A 17,448-nucleotide genomic window follows, 5' to 3' on the forward strand; every position below is an offset into this window, starting at 1 on the left:
CCCGCACGCCGGGCCGCAAGGTTCGCTAGAGTGCGGCCCACGGCACAGTGCCGCGGGGGAAGGAACAGCGTGACGATCTTCATCGCCATCGGCGGCATCGGGCTCGTGCTCCTGGCCGTCTCCATGGTCGTCGGCGAGGCGTTCGAGGTCGGGGACGGCGTCCTGTCCGGTACGGGCCTCGGTGTGGGCGCCGTCGTTTTCGGCGCGGTCGGCGTCATCACGACAGCCAACGACCTCCCGAGCGCCGTCACCTACGTGGGCTCCGCGATCGCAGGCGTGCTCGCCGTCGTCGTCGTGCAGGTCCTCGTCAGGAGGCTGCAGAGCACCGAGGACGGCCAGCCCATCTCCCTCGTCGGCACGACCGGCGTCGCCAAGACCGACATCACCGCCGAGCGCGGCGAGGTCTTCCTCGACGCCGCGCAGGAGATCGAGCGCCGCATGGCATGGTCCCGCACCCCGATCCCCGAGGGCTCCCGCATCGTCGTCGTGCAGCAGTCCGGGTCCCGCGTCGAGGTCACCCTCGACACCCCCACCGACGGCGCCGTCTGAACCACCCACGCCAGGGGACCATCCGGCCTGCATGCGCAGGCACCGAACGGCGCCGCCGCACGCGGCGCAGCACCACCTGACCGCAACGCCGCACAGGAAGGACTCCCCTGCAGGGGGCCACCATGCCGAACGACCCGAACTTCTGGACAGTCATCGGCGTCGGAGCGCTCGCGATCGCGTTCTTCGCGATCGTCGCCTTCGTCGCCAACCGCATCCGCCGCGTCCCGCCGAACGAGGCTCTCGTCATCGTCGGTCGCGGTGCAGGCAAGCGCGCCGCCGAGGCGATCGGCGGGCAGCGGGTCGTCGTCGGCGGCCGAGTGTTCGTGTGGCCGATCCTCCAGCAGGGCTTCGCGATCTCGCTGGAGCAGCGGCAGATCGGTATCACGGTCGAGGGCGTCGACAAGAACCGCATCAAGATCGCCATCAAGGCGTCCATCAACTTCAAGGTCCGCGGCGACGAGGACGGCGTGCGGCGAGCCGCGCAGCGCTTCCTCTCCCAGCAGGGTGCGCTCACCGAGATCATCAAGGAGTCCCTCGAGGGCTCGCTGCGCTCCATCGTCGGCGACATGACGATCGAGCAGATCATCTCCGACCGCAAGGGCCTGTCCGATCGCGTCGTCGACTCGACGAAGACCGACCTCTCCGAGCAGGGCCTCCAGGTCGACCTGCTCAACATCTCCGACATCTCGACCCCCGGCTCGGACTACCTCGCGAACCTCGGCCGCGCCGAGAACGCGCGCGCACGCCAGGTCGCCGAGGTCTCCGAGGCCGAGGCGCAGCGGATCGCCGAGTTCGCCGTGATCGAGGCGGCCGAGCAGATCGCCGAGCGTCAGAAGGCGCTCGACCTCAAGCGTGCCGTGATCAAGGCGCAGACCGACCGCGCCAACGCCGAGGCGGAGGCTGCCGGCCAGCTCGCCCGCGCCGAGCAGGACCGCCTCGTCGCGACCCAGCAGCGCGAAGCCCTCGCGGAGCAGGCGAAGGTGACCGAGGAAGAGCTCGACATCTCGGTCCGCAAGCCCGCCGAGGCCGACGCGTACGCCGCCGTCCAGCGAGCCAACGCCGAGCGTGACGCCGCGAACGCCGCGACCGAGGCCGACGCGTTCAAGCGCACGACCATCGCACAGGCGAACAAGACGGCGGCGATCCAGGACGCCGAGGCAGCCGCCGAGTCCGTCCGCCGCGCCGGTGAGGCCGAGCGTGACCGCCAGGTCGCCCTCGCCGCCGGTATCCGTGCCGAGGGTGAGGCCCGCGCGGCCGCGACCGAGGCGGAGGGCCGCGCAGAGGCCGCCGCGACGGACGCCAAGGCAGAGGCGCTCAAGAAGTACGGCGAGGCCGCGCTCGCGCAGGAGCTCATCTCGCGCCTGCCTGAGATCGTCCGCGCCGCAGCCGAGCCGCTCGCGTCGATCGACAACATGACCGTCATCTCGACGGACGGCGCGTCCCAGCTGACGAAGTCGGTCAGCTCGGTCCTCGGTGAGGGCCAGGAGATCATCAAGTCCCTGCTCGGGGTCGACTTGTCCTCGTTCGTCCAGGGCATCTCCGGCGCTCCGAAGCCTCCGAGCAGCTCCACCCCCGCGTCCTGACGCTCTGACGCGTCGGACCGGGCGAGAACTCACCCTGGTCCGACGCGTCAGCAGGTCATGACGAGGCCCCAGCGTGTCGATATCATCGGCACACCCGTCACGGCTCTCACCCATCGAGGTCACGCATGCTGTCATCCGCCGACGTTCGCAGCGCACGTTTCACCGCGACCAAGTTCCGTGAGGGCTATGAGATCCCCGAGGTCGACCAGGTCCTCGACGCGGCGTCTGACACCCTCGCCCACCTCGAGCGCGGCGAGACCGTCAAGGCTGACGGCTCCCCGCTGCTGACCCCGAACGACCTGCTCGCGGCACGGTTCACGTCGACGCGCCTGCGCGAGGGGTACGACGTCGTCGAGGTGGACGACCTCCTCGACGAGATCATCACGACGCTCAACACGTACATCGCCCGCGCCCAGCGCGGCGAGCCGCTCTCGCCGGTGAGCGCACACGAGCCCGAGGAGCCGCAGGCGCCGACCGCGCCGGACGTCGCGCCCGCCGCAGACGTCTCCGCGCCGTCGCTCGCGACCCCGGCCGACGCAGAGGACCTCGGCGGCCCTGCCGCCAGCCCCGCTGCGCCGGTGCAGGCTGCCGCAACCGCGGAGGTGGCGTCCGTCGAGGACGCGCCGGAGGCGACGCCGACCAGCGGCACGACGCCGGAGCCCGCCACCGTCGAGGCCTCGCCGCTCGGGGCGCCTGCCGAGCCTGCGGCCGTCGAGCCGGGCCCCGTCGAGGAGGCGGCACCCGCCGAGCCGGGCCCCGTCGAGGAGGCGGCACCCGCGGTCGCCGAGACGGCCCCGGCCGAGCCCGCCCCCGAGACCCCGCAGAACCCTCCGGCACCGCTGCCGTGGGCGAGCTCGCTCGCCGAGACAGCCGCGCGCCACAGCGACGCGTTCGTGCCGCAGTGGGCACCGACCGGCGTGCAGGAGCCCCAGCCTGAGACCGCTACCGCCGACGAGACCCCCGCGCCGGTCACCCCTGTCGACGAGCCGGCTCCCGCGTTCACGCCCACGCCCGCCGAGACCCCGGAGAACACGGCTCCCGCCGTCGAGCTCCCTGCCTGGGCGACCTCCTCTGCTGCCGCACCCGAGGCACCCGGTGACGAGCCTGTGGGCGATGCGGTGGCCACCCCCGAAGATCCTGCCGGCTCCTCCGCGCCAGAGTCGGCGGACGACGCCACGCTCGAGCCCGCCGCCCCCGCGCCCGCGCCCGCGCCCGCGCCCGCCGAGGCTGAGGCCGAGGCCGACGCCCCCGACCCCATCGGCGCCGAGGGCCACGCCTGGGCCGCGCCCGCGTCGCAGCCGTGGACGCCCCCCGCGTCGTCTGAGTGGACCGCGACGCCGTCCGTCCTCCCGGCCCCTGTACCGATCGCCGCCGACGCGTTCGGGGTCGAGGAGGAAGCGTGGGCTCCGGTCACCGCGTTCGAGCCCATCACGAGCGAGCCGTCCGCACCTGACGCGTCCGAGGCCGAGGCGTCCGCGCCCCTGGCGAGCGAGCCGCCGGCGCCTGAGGTGTCCGAGCCCGAGGTGGCCGCGCCCGTTGAGCCCTCCACGCCCGCGGCCGTCGAGCCCGAGCCCGCTCCCGAGCCCGCTCCCGAGCTCGCGACCCGGCGTCTCGCGATGTCGACGATCGAGACGGCCACCGCGCCCGCTCCTGCGGTCGAGGGCCTCGACTCGCAGGCGTTCCTGCGCCAGCTCACCTATGCGCGCGCCACGTCGGTCGGCGATGCGAAGGAGAACCTGACGTTCGTCCTCCCCGACGGCACCGAGGTGCAGGCGGTCCGCGTGAACAAGTCCGCGACAGGCCTCGTCGTCGAGCTCGGCTGACCGTGCCGGGCGGTACGGCCGAGCACGACGCCTCCGAGCTGTTCGACCGTTTCACCGAGCGGCTCGTCTCGTCCGTCTCGACGCGGGACGAGGTCCTCGGGCTCGTGCTGCTCGGCTCGGGCGCGCAGCGTGAACGTCTCGACCAGTGGAGCGACCACGACTTCTACCTCGTCGTGCGCGACGAGGTCGCCGAGCAGATGCGTCGTGACCTGTCGTGGCTGCCCGACCCCGAGCGCATCGTCCTCGCGCCGCGCGAGACCGCGCACGGTCTCAAGGTCGTGTACGACGACGCGCACGTCCTCGAGCTCGCCGTCGCGACCCTCGACGAGGTCGCGGGCTTCGCGACGAACCACCACCGCGTCGTCCTGGACCGGGGCGGAGTCGCCGACGCGATCCGCCGTGCGGTCGAGCAGACCCCCGGGCCGCGCGAGGTGGACGTCGACAGAGCGCTCGGGCTCTTCCTCACGTTGCTGCTGATCGGTGCGGGCCGGGCCCGGCGCGGCGAGCTCGTCGCCGCGGGCGCACACGTACGCACCTATGCCGTCGCCGAGCTGATCGACGCGTGGACAACCGTGCTGCCGCCGTCGGACGACGCGTTCGTCGACCACCTCGACCGCAAGCGTCGCTTCGAGGACGCCTATCCCGGCGTCGGGGCGCGGCTCGACGCCGCGCTCGCGCAGAGCCCCGAGGACGCCGCGCGCACCCTCCTCGACCTCGCCGAGGAGCACCTCGCGGGATACGTCGCCACCTGGCCTGCCGCAGGGGTGAAGGCCCTCCGGACCCGCTTCGGCTGGCCGACGCCACCACGGGCCTGAACGGGACGTCGTCGCTGGCGGGACCTCCGGTACTGGCGGATCAGGGCCCGTCGGTGTTGGGTAGGTGGATGAGCGCCCTCCGACGACTGCTCCCGCCCAAGCCGACGCCCGCACGGGTGGCTGCTCTCGCCGGGGCCCTCGCCGTCGGCTCGCTGCCTCTGCTGCGCACGTGGTCGCTGCAGTGGGGCACGACCGAGTCCGAGCTGGACGCCGAGCTCCCGGGTGACGACCTCCTGCCGATCGCCGACCACCAGTCGACGCGCGCCGTCTCGATCCGCGCGACTGCCGACCAGGTGTGGCCGTGGCTCGTGCAGCTCGGCAAGGGCCGCGGCGGCTTCTACAGCTACGACTTCCTCGAGAATCTCGCGGGCCTCGACATCCGGTCGGCCGACCGGATCGAGGCGCACCTGCAGACCCTCGCCGTCGGCGACCTCGTCGCCCTCGCGGAGGGATTCGAGCTCGAGGTCGCGATGCTCGAGCCGGGTCGCACGCTCGTCCTGCGGTCCCCGCTCGGCTCGACCGGCCCTGCGGGCCCACCGTTCCGCTTCACATGGTCGTTCACGCTCCTGCCTGGGGCGGTCGGCACGCGTCTCGTCGTGCGCGAGCGGTACCAGTACCTCGCGAAGACGGCGGCTCTCGTCGTCGAGCCCGTCTCGCTCGTGTCGTTCCTCATGAGCCAGCAGATGCTGCGCGGCATCCGTGAGCGCGCCGAGTCGGCGGCGTTCCTCGCCGCCTGACGCTGTCGGGGCGAGCCCCCGCCACAAGCGCCGATCGCCTGGACGCACACGTGCTGTGTGCGTCCAGGCGATCCGTGGGGGAGCGACGGTCAGACTGCCGCAGCCGCCTCGGCGGTCCGCGCCTCGCCAGCGGCCTCGGGGCGCTCGGCCGCGAGCCGCTGGTACGACGGCTGCTCGATGAAGAGCTCGTCGCGCAGCGGGTGGCGCTTCTTCGTGACGATCACACGCACCTGGTAGACGACGACGGCGATGTTCGCGAGGAGCGACAGGAGGCTCACGACGAACAGGGCGGTCGTGTTGTGCGACGCGTCGACGGCGAACTTGGAGTCGGTCACGAACGACGGGACCGCCATCGTGAACATCATCCAGAACGCGAGGGTCTGCGCACGGTGCTGCAGCCACGCGCCCTTGCGCAGGAAGAACGCCGGGATGGTGCACGAGATGAGCAGCGCGGCACCCGCGTAGAACGCGTGGTCGCCCACGCAGTTGTACACGTACGCGAAGTTCCACAGGTCGTACGCGATGATCCAGAACCACATCATGTCGGGCCAGACCATGTCCTGGAACCGGTCGCGCGTGACGAAGATGCCGACCCAGCCGCAGATCGTCACGAGGTTCAGGATGCCGGCGATGCCGTTCATGATGTTCCACGAGCCGCCGACCATGAACACGCCGTCGACCATGCCGTGCATGCCCGAGACCTGGAAGTCACGGACGACGGCCTCGGCGATGTTGAGCGCGAGGATCGCGGGCGGGAACCACAGCGCGTACTTCATCGCGGCGATGCGCGGGTTGTAGCGGATGAGCATGAAGCCGATGCAGCCGGCGAGGGCCGAGTACACCTTGACCCAGTGGAACCAGGTGCCGGTCGAGGATCCTGCGCCGGCCGTCTGCGGCCAGACGAAGATCGTCAGGATGATCGGCAGCACGATGAAGAGCGCGATCGCGGCCTTCTTGGACCAGCGGACGAGCTCGTTGAGGCCGATGAGCGCCCCGAGCACGACGAACCACATGAGGGCCGAGTACCAGGGGATCGAGTCGAAGAGGAACACCGTCATCTCCTTGGACGAAGGTTGCGGCGACACGGGTCGCCACGGTGGCGCGCCACCCCTCGCGCGTGACGGCTCCCGGCGCGTGGAGGGAGCCTGCGCTCAGATCTCAGCTCGCGGCTCAGCCCTCCTCGCCCATGTGCAGGGCCTGGCGGACGATCGCGACGAGGACGGCGTCGTCCGTGTCGGGGTTGTTCCGCACGAGGCCGACGAGCCCGTAGATGAGCACGTAGAACGTCTCGGGCACGTGCTCGATGCGGATGCGGTGGCGGGCGGCGTACGCCTCGATCGTCGTGACCTTGAGGCACGCGACGATCGCGCGGACGGCGTGGTCGAGGAACCGGTTGTAGAGGCGGGCGTTCTCGACGCGCTGCAGGTCGTCGCGCAACGGGTCCTCGGAGCCGAGGTGCTGGCGGAAGAGCGCGATGCAGTCGACGAGGGCCTTGTCGATGTTGCCGACCTCGCGGGCGGCGTCCCACTGGCGGACGGCCTCGGCGAACTCGTCGGCGTAGCTCTCGAAGACGGCGTCGACGAGCGCGTCCTTGTCGGGGAAGTAGTAGTAGACGAGGCCGCGGGCGATGCCGGCACGCTCGGCGACGTCCTTGATGGAGGTGCGGCCGATGCCCTTCTCGGAGAAGAGCGCGCGCGCGGCAGCGGCGATCTCCTCCGCGCGCACCTCGGGATCGATGCGCTGCTTGCGTTCAGCCATGGGGGCCTCCTGACCTCGTGTCATGACGACCGTAGGCCCGCTATTGACACAGCGTCAATAGCGCTGCGGGAAGTCAGGACGAAGGTCCCACCGCAGGTCAGGAGGTCGCGCGACGCCCCTCAGCGACCGCGCCGCGCGCCCGAGCCCCCGACCTGCCCCTCCACGCGCCGATCGCCCAGATCCACACGTCAGGTGTGCATCCGGGCGATCGGTCGGGAGGGGACTGGCGCGCCGAGGGGCGGCGCGCCGGGTCAGGCGGCGTCAGTCGTGGTCGTGGCCCTCGTGCCCAGCGTCCTCGTGCCCGGCCTCGTCGTGCCCGCCGTCGGCGTGGTCCTCGTCGTGCGCCTCGGGCGCCTCGCCGGTGACGCCGACGATCTCGTCGGGCACGACGTCGAGCGTCGCCTCGCGCCACACCTTGCCGGTCTCGACGTCGACCGCGAGGATCCGTCGCGTCGCCGGGTCGGTCACGTACACGGAGCCGTCGAGCGCACGGATCGCGGGTCGCGGCTCCTGCCACTCGAGAGGCTCCTCCCAGGCGTCGATCACGGGGACGGACGTCGTCACCTGAGCCTTCGCCGGGTCGATGACGTGGATCGCCCCGTCGGTCCCGAGGACGAGCGCGGCGCCGTCGTCGGCGCGCTCGAGCGAGCGGAAGGTGTAGCTCGCGGGCAGGTCGACGAGCGTGAGCGTCGCGTCCTGCGTGTCGACGAGCGAGACGCGCGTCGGACGCTCGAGCTCCGCGTCGGGGTCGCTCTTGTAGTCACCGAGCACGACCGTCGAAGCGTGCGACCCGGCCTGGTTGCCGATCCGGCCGTACGCGTCCGGGCTGTCGATCTTCGCGATCTCCCCGTCACGCACGAGCACGGCGCCGTCCTCGCAGCCGATCAGCACGGCGTCGCCCTGCGCGACGGCCTCGCCGTGGACTCCGGGGCACTCGTCGGTCCGCGCGGTCTCCTGGCCCGCGGCGTCGAGGAGGCGGACGCTCGTGCGCTCCTCGGCGGTCCCGTCGGAGACGACGAGGCTGCCGTCGCCGAGCTCGACCGCGACCCCGTGGTGGGCGGTCGGCGTCGTGAGCCGGCGCGCACCCTCGGCGCCGTCGGGACCTGCCGCGAGGTCGGACGAGTCGACGACGACGATCGCGCCCGTGCCGTCGTCGAACAGTGCGGTGCGCCCGTCGTGCACGACGACGTGGCCGGGCTTCTGCGCGGGGTAGACGGCGCCCGTGAGGTGCGGGGCGGAGGTGAAGTGGTGCGCGTGGTCGCCGTGCGCCTCGCTCCACGTGCCGAGGTCGAGGACCTCGAAGCCGCGCGACGTCGAGACGAGCGCGTGGCGGCCGTCGCCTGCGGCGTTGAGGCGCACGTACCCGTCGACGGGGATGTCGGCGAGGACCTCGAGGGTCGACGCGTCGAGGACCTGGACGCCGCCGTCGTACGTGACGGCGATGCGCGGCTTGGCCGCGGCCTGCTCGGTCGCAGGTTCGGTGACGGTCGCGGGCGTCGAGGCCGTGGTCGCGGCGGGGGTTCCGGGGTCGCTCGCGCACGCGCCGAGGAGGGCGAGCGGGACGGCGATGCCGAGCGCGAGGCGCGCCCAGGGTGTGCGGTTGGTGCGTGTCATGGCTGGTGGGGCGCGTGGGCGCCCGCTCCTCTCGGTCGGGGGATGTCCGCTCCGCACACTAGATAATGAGAACCGTTATCGTCAACACGGCATAGAGGTGCGGCCCAGGGCGTCGGGGCGACTCAGGGCGTCGGGTGGGCGGCGTCGTACGCGAGGAAGCCGCGCTGCCACCGCACGAGCAGCCACAGCACGACGATGCAGCTCAGGCCGCCAACGAGCGCGGCCACACCCTCGCCCCACCACGAGGCTTGCGTGCCGAGCCACATGTCACCCGCCCGCGGACCACCCGCGACCACGACGATGAACACCCCCTGGAGGCGCCCGCGCATGTCGTCCGGCGCCGCCGTCTGCAAGATCGACTGACGGAAGATCGCCGAGACGTTGTCCGCCGCCCCGCACACCGCGAGCGCGACGAGCGCGACGACGAGCGCGGGAACGAGGACGTGCGACGGCGTCGTCCGGCCCGCCGCGACGAGCACGGCGCCGAACGCCGCGACACCCAGACCCCAGACGGTGATCGACCAGACGATCATGGCGCCCTGGCGCCGGATTCCCGTCAGGCCGCCCGAGAGCAGCCCGGCCACCACCCCGCCGACGGCGATCGCCGCCGTGAGCAGGCCCGTCGTGCTCTCGCCGCCACCCAGGACGACGACGCCGATCGCCGGGAACAGCACGCGCGGCATCGCGAGCACCATCGCGGCCAGGTCGACGAGGAACGTCATGCGCACGTTCGGCTGCGTCGACAGGTAGCGCAACCCTTCGACGACCGCGCCGAGGCCAGGCCGGCGCGTCGGCGCCGTCGAGACGACGGGGGCGTCGCCGTCGTGCGCGTAGAGGACGGTGCCGGGCGGCAGCGCCGGGAGCCGCAGCATCGCCCAGAGCGCTGCGAGGAACATCACGGCGTCGATCGTGTACGCAATCTCGTAGTCCCAGCGGGCGACGAGCATCGCGCCCACGACGGGGCCGACCATGAGGGTCGTGTTGAAGACGAGCGTCTGCAGGGCGTTCGCCGCCGGGAGGCTGCGCGGCGGGACGAGCATCGGGATGATCGCGGTGCGGGCCGGGCTGTTGATGCCATACGCCCCGTGCTGCACCGCGACGAGCGCGTACAGCACCCAGAGCTGGTCGACGTCGAGCCACGCCTGGAGGGCGAGCAGCGCCGTCACGAGCCACAGGACGACCGCGGAGGACAGAGCGACCTTGCGGCGGTCGTGCACGTCGAGGACCGCGCCGCCGTACAGCCCGGTGATGACGAGCGGCACGAGCGCAGCGATGCCGATGCCGCCGACGGCGAAGGACGAGCCCGTGAGCGCGTACACCTCGAGGCCCACAGCGACGAGCGTGAGCTGCGTGCCGAGGCTCGACAGCCCGAGTCCCGCCCAGAGGCGGCGGAAGTCAGGGGAATCCTGGAGCGGGGTCGTGTCGATGAGCAGGCGAGGCACCCCGCGAGCCTACGTCGCAGGTCCGCCGCGCTGGATCGGCGCCCGCGCCTCCCCCCGGAGACACGGGCACCGACACCAGAAGGACACCCCGACGCGGCGTCAGATACGCGGGGGGTGACGAGCGCGGTCAGGCAGCGCCCCCGGTCCCGGCGAAGAGCCGGTGGTACGCGTTGATCTCGAGCGCGAACACGCCGTCGGCCCCGAGCGGCACGGAACGCCACCAGTCGACGTCGCGCGCCTGGTGCGTGCCCGACGCGGTGCTCGCCCCCGTGCCCGGCGTCGACCCCCACGGGTTGCGCAGGATCACGTAGGTCCGGGGCCGCAGCGGGATGCCGACGAGGTCCGGCCACAGCGCGCCGACGATCGCAGCACGCGCCCTCGGGGAAGCCCCCAGGACGAGCTCCCCGCCCTGCTCCCGCGCAGCGACCTCCTCCGGCCGGACCACCGGGCCCACGAGCCGCTCGCGGACCAGGAAGTCCCGCACGAGCACGGGCGGGACGCGCCGCATCCAGCCGAGGATCGAGTACGCGTGGTTGGCGACGATGGTCGCGTCGCTGTAGGCGCCAGGCGTCGGCTCGGTGCCGTGGGTCCAGGCGACCATCGGCGTCGTCGTGCGCCCGTCGACGCTGTGCGCCTGGATGGTGCTGAGCACCTGGGCGGCGGTGAACGACGTGTGCCACTGCCGGTAGTCGCTGAGCCCCGTGAGGGCTCGACAGGCGATGGATGGGTCTCCGCCGGCGATCGAGGGGATCGCGGGAAAGTCGGTCGGCTCGCCCAGCCGCCACTTGGCGTAGGCCTTCTCGTAGACGGCCGGCCAGATCTCGCCCGGCTCCTTCGAGCGTGCGTAGGGCGCGCTCGTCGTCCCGGAGTACACGAGCACCGAGTCGCTGACCTCGACGTTCTCGAGGCCGTTGCCGCCCGTGAAGCCGATCTGGTGCACGAACCGCTGGTTGTCGACGGCCTTGGCGCGGCTGCGGTCGGTGATCGTGTAGGGCATGGACCACGCGACCGAGGACATCGCGGCGATGACGTAGCAGTCGCCGACGGCGCCCTGCACAGGGTCGAAGAACTCGGCGGCCTCGTCGAAGAAGCGTCCGACGTCCTGCCACTGCAGCCCGTCGGGGTGGTAGCCGAGCCGGACCGGCGGGAACAGCATGTCGATGTCGTGGATGTCGAAGATCTGGCCGAGGAGACGACGCCGGAGCGTGGGTCCCTGACCGAGCTCGACGAAGGTGCCGCCCGGGGTGGGGACGGCGGAGCGGACCGGGATGCGGTCCGCGGCGTCAGGCCCGAGGGCCTGGACGAGCTCCGCGAGCGTGCGGACTCCTGCGAGCGCGTCGGCGTCGGCGCGCTTGTCGTCGGTGGTCTTCTCGCCGCCCTCGTCGCCGTGGGCGAGCTCGGGACGCTTCCGGACGATCGTGCCGTCGTCCTGCAGCTCCTGGCCGAGGTAGAGCGGGGACCCGTGCTTGGGGTCGAAGAGGTTCTGGTAGGGGGTCTGGAAGGCCTCCTCGAGCAGCGCCTCGGGCGCTGCGACGCGGTCCCAGTCGACGGTCCGTCCGAGGACGAGCTCGGCGAGCGCGTACGGGCTGGGGACGCCGGTGGAGGCGAGCGGTGCGTCGTCGACCGCGGAGAGGTCGGCGGGACGGTCGGGCGCGAGCGCGGTGGCGTCGGCGTCGGGACGGGTGGTGCGGGTCGTGCGGCGTGCGTGGGTGGGCATGATCTCCTCCTCGAGGAACGCCCGGGTGGTGCATCGGACACCGGCATGACGCCGTCTGCGCGCCCGCAGATACGCGCGGCTGGGTCAAACACCCTGATGCCCTCTTGCCAGCACCCAGGCTCCATGGTTCATTAGTCATGTAACTAACCAACGAAGCGAGGTGGCCGGTGTTCGACGGACGCGAACCCATCTACGTGCAGATCGCCGAGTCGATCCGCGCAGAGATCCTGTCCGGCGCCCTGAAGGAAGGGGACCAGGTCATGTCCACCACCCAGTACGCCACGACCTACCGCATCAACCCCGCCACCGCCGCCAAGGCCTTCGCCCAGCTCGTCGACGAAGGCGTCCTGCACAAGCAGCGCGGCGTCGGCATGTTCGTCACCGACGGCGCCCGCACCCTGCTGCGCGACCGCCGCCGCGAAGCGTTCTTCACCGAGCGGCTCGACCCCGTGCTCCGCGAGGCCGCCCTCCTCGGCATCACCACCGCAGACCTCACCGCCCACCTCGACCGGCAGCCCCAGGAAGGAGACCGACAGTGACCGGCTACAGCGTCAGCACCTCCGGCCTCGGCGTCTCGTACGGCCGCACCGCCGCCCTCACCGACGTCACGATCGACCTCGCCCCCGACCGCATCCACGGGCTGCTCGGCCGCAACGGCGCCGGCAAGTCCACGCTCCTGTCCGCGCTCGCCTCCCTGCGCACGCCGTCCGCCGGCACCGTCGCCGTCGACGGCGGCGACCCGTTCGAGGACGAGCGCCGCATGGAGCACACCTGCCTCGTCCGCGAGTGCGGCGACGTCATCGGCGACGAACCGCTCACGGTCAACCTCGACTGGTTCGCCCTCGCACGCCCCACCTTCGACCGCGCGTTCGCCGAGGACCTCCTCGACAGGTTCGGCCTGGACCCGCGCACGAAGCCCCAGGCGCTCTCCCGCGGGCAGGCCTCCGCGTTCGGCGTCGTCACCGGCCTCGCGTCACGCTCCCCGCTGACCATGTTCGACGAGGTCCACCTCGGCATGGACGCACCCGCACGCCACACGTTCTACGAGGCGCTGCTCGCCGACTTCGCCGAGCACCCCCGCACGATCATCGTCTCCAGCCACCTGATCAACGAGATCGAGACCATGCTCGAGACCGTCACGATCATCCACCAGGGCCGCCTGCTCCTCAGCGAGGAAGCCGACGAGCTGCGCGCCCGCGGAGCGACCCTCACCGGGCCCGCCGACGCCGTCGACCGCCTCGCCGCAGGCCAGACCGTCATCGGCTCGCGCGACCTCGGCCCCACCCGGCAGGCCACCCTCTTCGGGGACCTCGACACCGCCGTCCTCGACCGCGCCGCCGACCACGGCGTCACCGCCGGCCCCGTCCCCCTGCAGGACCTGTTCATCCACCTCACCGAGCACCCCACCCGGACGGAGGCCCACGCATGACGACCACGACCCGCACCGCGCAGCCCACCCGCCGCGCGCCGCAGTGGCGGCGCTCGGCCGCCTGGCAGCTCGGCGTCTACGCGTACCTCATGGCCTGGGCGTGGGCGATCGCCCTCGTCGTCGTGGTCGCGGTCCTCGCGATCGTGAGCCGCTCCGTAGACGTCGAGATGTCCGCCGTCGCCTTCTCCCACCACGCGTTCCTCTGGTTCCCGTTCAGCATCGCGATCATGGTCACGACGTCCCTCCTGACGACGCACGTCGCAGCCGGCATGACCCGCGCCTCGTTCATCAAGGGCGCGATCATCGCAGCGGTCACGACCGGCGTCGGCAACGCCGTCGTCGCGACCACCCTCCTCGTCACCGAACGGTGGGTCTACGACCGTCTCGGCTGGGTCCACGGGAGCGGCGACGTCGGCCGCACCGTGCTGCAGGACGGCGCTCTCCGGTACGGCGCAGGCCTCGCCCTGCTGTTCAGCGCCGGCATGCTCAGCGGCCTGCTCGTCGGCATCTGCTTCTACCGTCTCGGCGGGCTGGGCGGCATCCTCGCGCTCCCGCTCGCCCTCAGCCCGATCCTCCTGACCGGATGGGTCGGCATGCCGAGCGACGACCAGTGGACAGCGTGGGGCAACGCTCCCGGCAGCATGCCGTCGCACCCGCTCCTCGGCGTCCTCGTCCTCGCGGCCGCAGCGGCCGCCTACCACCTGCTCGTCCGCCGTGTCCCCATCGCCAAGAAGGAGGGCTGACATGCCCCGCAGCGCCGCAGCGGACACCCCCGCCGTCCGCGTCACCCACCTGCGCAAGACCTACGGCACGACCGTCGCCGTCGACGACGTGAGCTTCGACGTCGCGCACGGCGAGATCTTCGGGATCCTCGGCCCCAACGGGGCCGGGAAGACCACGACCGTCGAGTGCCTCGCCGGGCTCCGCACCGTCGACGGCGGGACCGTCCGCGTCCTCGACCACGACCCTCAGGACCCGACGGACGCGCTCACCGTCCGCGAGCGCCTCGGCATCCAGCTCCAGGAGTCCCAGCTCCCCGCCAAGCTGCGCGTCCACGAGGCTCTCGCCCTCTACGCGTCGTTCTACGACGACCCCGACGACCCCGACCGGCTCATCACCCTGCTCGGGCTCGAGGACCGTCGCAACACCGCGTTCGAGGCCCTCTCCGGCGGGCAGAAGCAGCGCCTGTCGATCGCCCTCGCCCTGATCGGCAAGCCCAAGGTCGCGATCCTCGACGAGCTCACGACCGGGCTCGACCCGCACGCGCGGCGCGAGACCTGGGACCTCGTCGAACGCGTCCGGGACGACGGCGTGACGATCATCCTCGTCACGCACTTCATGGACGAGGCCGAGCGGCTGTGCGACCGCCTCGTCGTCATCGACCAGGGCCGCGTCGTCGCCCAGGGCACCCCCGCCGAGCTCACCGGCGCGAGCGGTGAGCACCGCACCTTCCGGATGCGCCTGCCCGAGCCGTTCACCGACCACGCGCCGCTCACCGCGCTCCCCTCCGTCACCACGGTCACGCAGGTCGGCGAGGAGATGGAGGTGACGGGCACCCGCACCGTCCTGCCCGACGTCATCATCGCCCTGCACGCGCTCGGCATCGTCCCCGACGAGGTCCGCACGCGCACCCGCTCCCTCGAGGACACGTTCGTCGCTCTCGTCACCCACGAGGGCCAGGAGGTCACGTCATGACCAGCACCGTCACCGCGCCCGCACCCGCCCGTGGCGGGATGCGCGGCCTGTCCACGCTCGTCCGCTCCGAGGCCCGGCTGTTCCTGCGCTACCCGGGCAACGTCTTCTTCGTCGTCGCGTTCCCGAGCGTCCTGCTGCTCGGCATGGGGTTCATCGTGCCCGGCATGCGGGAGCCCCTCACCGACGTCCCCGCACCGTGGCTCGGCCTGCGCGTGATCGACATGTTCCTGCCGATCATCCTGTGCGTCTCGGCCGCGACCGCCGGCCTCACCTCCCTGCCGCTGATCCTCGCGGGCTACCGCGAGACCGGCGTGCTGCGCCGGCTGTCGACGACGCCGATGCGCCCCCAGGGTGTCCTCCTCGCGCAGGTGGTCGTCCAGCTCTGCGGCGTCGTCGCCGGCTCCGTGATCGCGCTCCTCGCCGCGCTCCTCGCCGTCGGGACACCCGGCCCCGAGCTGCCGCTCGTCGCGGTCGCGGCCTTCCCGCTGGCGGTCACGGCGATGTTCAGCATCGGCCTCGTGATCGGCGGGCTCGCACCGCGCGCGTCGTCCGCGTCGGGGATCGGCATGCTGCTGTACTTCCCGATGCTGTTCTTCGCGGGCCTCTGGACGCCGGGGCCGCTCATGCCCGGCACCCTCCAGACCATCTCGTCCTACACGCCCCTCGGGGCGGCGTCCCAAGCGATGACGGCCGCGTGGTTCGAGGGCAGCGTCCCGTGGCTGCAGCTCGGCGTCATGGCCGCGTGGTCGGTCGTGCTGTTCGGGGTCGCGACCAAGACCTTCCGCTGGTCACGCTGAGCTGCGCGGCGGACGGACGAGGCGGGTGCGCCGCGAGAACGTTCTCGCGACGCACCCGCCTCGGATCATCGTCGGACGGCTACGCGACCGTCGTGCCGAACCCCAGGCCGAGCAGGTAGGTCGCGCCGGCCGCGCCGTAGCCGATCGCGATCTGGCGTAGCGCCCGACGGCCCGGCGACGCACCCGAGAGGACGCCGACCGTCGCCCCCGTGGCGAGCAGCGCGAGGCCCACGACGAGCGTCGCGGCCACGACGGCCGCCAACCCCTCGAGCCCGAACAGGTAGGGCAGCACGGGCAGGAGCGCGCCGCTCGCGAAGAAGCAGAACGACGACGCTGCCGCGCCCCACGCCGACCCGAGCAGGTCGTGCGACTCACCCTCGTCCTGCCCTTCGGCATCGTGGCTCGCGCCGTCGTGCCTCTCGGCGCCGTGCGCCGGGGGGTGCGGCTCCTCGCTGGCCGCCGCGTGCACCGCGTCGGACGGCAGGGCCGACTCCTCGAGCTCGAGCACCTCGATCTCGCCTGCCTGCGCCTGCTCGACGCGCTGCACGAGCGCGAGCGTGCGGCGCGCGCGCTCCTCCGCGGACTCGGTGTCCATGCCGCGGGCCCGGTACACGAGCGCGAGCTCGTTCGCGTCGACGTCGAGGTCGGGCAGCGCACGGCGCGCGTGCGGCGACGGGCGGGACGCCTCGGCGAGCTCGCGCTGCGAGCGCACCGACACGAACTCGCCGGCACCCATCGAGAGGGCGCCAGCGAGCAGACCTGCGATACCCGTGAGCAGCACGGTCGCAGCCGAGACGCCGGATGCGCCGATGCCGAGGATGAGGGCGAGGTTCGACACCAGGCCGTCGTTCGCGCCGAAGACGGCGGCACGGAAGTTCCCCGAGATGCGGCGTCGGCCGCGCGTCGCGAGGGACCGCACGACCTCCTCGTGGATCCGTTCGTCGGCGGCCATCGCGGCGGTCGCGTCAGCGTCGGCCTCGTACTCGGAGCGCGACTCCGCGCGCTGCACGAGCGCGAGCGTGAACACGGAGCCGAAGCGGCGGGCGAGCCAGCCGAGCGCACGGCTGCGCAGCGTGCGGGCGGCGGGCTTGGCGTCGGGCCCGAGCAGGGTCGTCCAGTGCGCGGCGTGCCGGCCCTCAGCCTCGGCGATCGCGAGGAGGATCTCCCGCTCCTCGCCCGTGCGGCTCTGGGCGAGGTCACGGTAGACCTGCGCCTCCGCCAGCTCGTCCGCGAGGTAGCGGCGCCAACGGCGCACGTCGGCGGCCGTCGGCGTGCGACCGCACGGGTGCTGCGCGTCGTCGTCCGGGCGCGGCGAGTTGTCGAGGTTGTCGGGCATGCCCCTGATTCTTCCAGGGGCACCGCGCCGCGTCTCCGAGCGGGAAAGTTCGGCCGTCCGCACTTTCCGGGGCCCGACGCCGACGCGCGGCGAGGTGTCGCTGCCACCGCCGCCGAGCCGCGTCGCTCTGTCGCCGCACCCTCCGCCGTCCGA

At 72.4% G+C, this 17,448-nt stretch carries 16 protein-coding genes; 10 read left to right on the forward strand and 6 right to left on the reverse strand.

The genetic code is table 11. The features are described 5' to 3' along the window. Positions 1–69 precede the first annotated feature (69 nt). From HF995_RS04955 to HF995_RS04975, 5 genes are all read left to right on the forward strand, one after another. Positions 70–549, forward strand: coding sequence for an NfeD C-terminal domain-containing protein (locus tag HF995_RS04955; protein WP_168446642.1), 480 nt, complete (start codon positions 70–72; stop codon positions 547–549). Positions 550–671: 122 nt separating this feature from the next. Next, the gene (locus HF995_RS04960) at positions 672–2,132 is read left to right on the forward strand and encodes a flotillin family protein (protein WP_168446643.1); all 1,461 of its coding nucleotides are present in this window, start codon (positions 672–674) and stop codon (positions 2,130–2,132) included. Between the two features lie 125 nt (positions 2,133–2,257). After that, positions 2,258–3,955, forward strand: coding sequence for a DivIVA domain-containing protein (locus HF995_RS04965; RefSeq protein ID WP_168446644.1), 1,698 nt, complete (start codon positions 2,258–2,260; stop codon positions 3,953–3,955). Between the two features lie 2 nt (positions 3,956–3,957). After that, positions 3,958–4,770, forward strand: coding sequence for a hypothetical protein (locus tag HF995_RS04970; RefSeq protein WP_168446645.1), 813 nt, complete (start codon positions 3,958–3,960; stop codon positions 4,768–4,770). Between the two features lie 68 nt (positions 4,771–4,838). Then, on the forward strand, positions 4,839–5,507 hold the full coding sequence (locus HF995_RS04975) for an SRPBCC family protein (protein WP_168446646.1): 669 nt from the start codon (positions 4,839–4,841) through the stop codon (positions 5,505–5,507). 89 nt (positions 5,508–5,596) lie between these two features. Here HF995_RS04975 and HF995_RS04980 read toward each other — a convergent pair whose 3' ends face one another. The 5 genes from HF995_RS04980 to HF995_RS05000 all read right to left on the reverse strand — a co-directional run bounded on the left by HF995_RS04980 (position 5,597) and on the right by HF995_RS05000 (position 12,038). Further along, complete coding sequence (locus HF995_RS04980; RefSeq protein WP_168446647.1) at positions 5,597–6,559, reverse strand: DUF5692 family protein; 963 nt, start codon at positions 6,557–6,559, stop codon at positions 5,597–5,599. 118 nt (positions 6,560–6,677) lie between these two features. Beyond that, positions 6,678–7,265, reverse strand: a complete 588-nt coding sequence (locus tag HF995_RS04985) for a TetR/AcrR family transcriptional regulator (RefSeq protein WP_168446648.1) — start codon at positions 7,263–7,265, stop codon at positions 6,678–6,680. A gap of 261 nt (positions 7,266–7,526) precedes the next feature. Continuing rightward, positions 7,527–8,879 (reverse strand): zinc metallochaperone AztD, encoded by a 1,353-nt coding sequence (aztD, locus tag HF995_RS04990; protein WP_286189202.1) that lies wholly within the window; start codon positions 8,877–8,879, stop codon positions 7,527–7,529. Between the two features lie 122 nt (positions 8,880–9,001). Beyond that, the gene (locus HF995_RS04995; protein WP_168446649.1) at positions 9,002–10,321 is read right to left on the reverse strand and encodes an MFS transporter; all 1,320 of its coding nucleotides are present in this window, start codon (positions 10,319–10,321) and stop codon (positions 9,002–9,004) included. Positions 10,322–10,448: 127 nt separating this feature from the next. After that, positions 10,449–12,038 carry a C2 family cysteine protease gene (locus tag HF995_RS05000; protein WP_168446650.1) on the reverse strand — a complete coding sequence of 530 codons (1,590 nt, stop codon included), beginning with the start codon at positions 12,036–12,038 and terminating at the stop codon, positions 10,449–10,451. 167 nt (positions 12,039–12,205) lie between these two features. Here HF995_RS05000 and HF995_RS05005 point away from each other — a divergent pair, with 167 nt between their 5' ends. The 5 genes from HF995_RS05005 to HF995_RS05025 are packed head-to-tail and all read left to right on the forward strand — an operon-like array spanning position 12,206 to position 15,959. Continuing rightward, a complete protein-coding gene (locus tag HF995_RS05005) occupies positions 12,206–12,577 on the forward strand; it encodes a GntR family transcriptional regulator (protein WP_168446651.1) in 372 nt (123 codons plus the stop codon). Continuing rightward, positions 12,574–13,467 (forward strand): ATP-binding cassette domain-containing protein, encoded by an 894-nt coding sequence (locus tag HF995_RS05010; RefSeq protein ID WP_168446652.1) that lies wholly within the window; start codon positions 12,574–12,576, stop codon positions 13,465–13,467. The genes HF995_RS05005 and HF995_RS05010 overlap by 4 nt, the downstream gene beginning before the upstream one ends. Continuing rightward, complete coding sequence (locus HF995_RS05015) at positions 13,464–14,210, forward strand: hypothetical protein (RefSeq protein ID WP_168446653.1); 747 nt, start codon at positions 13,464–13,466, stop codon at positions 14,208–14,210. The genes HF995_RS05010 and HF995_RS05015 overlap by 4 nt, the downstream gene beginning before the upstream one ends. Before the next feature lies 1 nt (position 14,211). Further along, positions 14,212–15,162 (forward strand): ABC transporter ATP-binding protein, encoded by a 951-nt coding sequence (locus HF995_RS05020; protein ID WP_168446654.1) that lies wholly within the window; start codon positions 14,212–14,214, stop codon positions 15,160–15,162. Continuing rightward, entirely contained in the window at positions 15,159–15,959 is an 801-nt protein-coding gene (locus HF995_RS05025) for an ABC transporter permease (RefSeq protein ID WP_168446655.1), read from the forward strand. The genes HF995_RS05020 and HF995_RS05025 overlap by 4 nt, the downstream gene beginning before the upstream one ends. A 79-nt stretch (positions 15,960–16,038) precedes the next feature. On the opposite strand, the gene HF995_RS05030 is transcribed toward HF995_RS05025, so the two are convergent. Continuing rightward, a complete protein-coding gene (locus tag HF995_RS05030) occupies positions 16,039–17,295 on the reverse strand; it encodes a VIT1/CCC1 transporter family protein (RefSeq protein ID WP_168446656.1) in 1,257 nt (418 codons plus the stop codon). Positions 17,296–17,448: the final 153 nt, after the last annotated feature.

The organism is Sanguibacter hominis ATCC BAA-789 (genome assembly GCF_012396185.1).
In the GTDB taxonomy this organism is placed as follows: domain Bacteria; phylum Actinomycetota; class Actinomycetes; order Actinomycetales; family Cellulomonadaceae; genus Flavimobilis; species Flavimobilis hominis.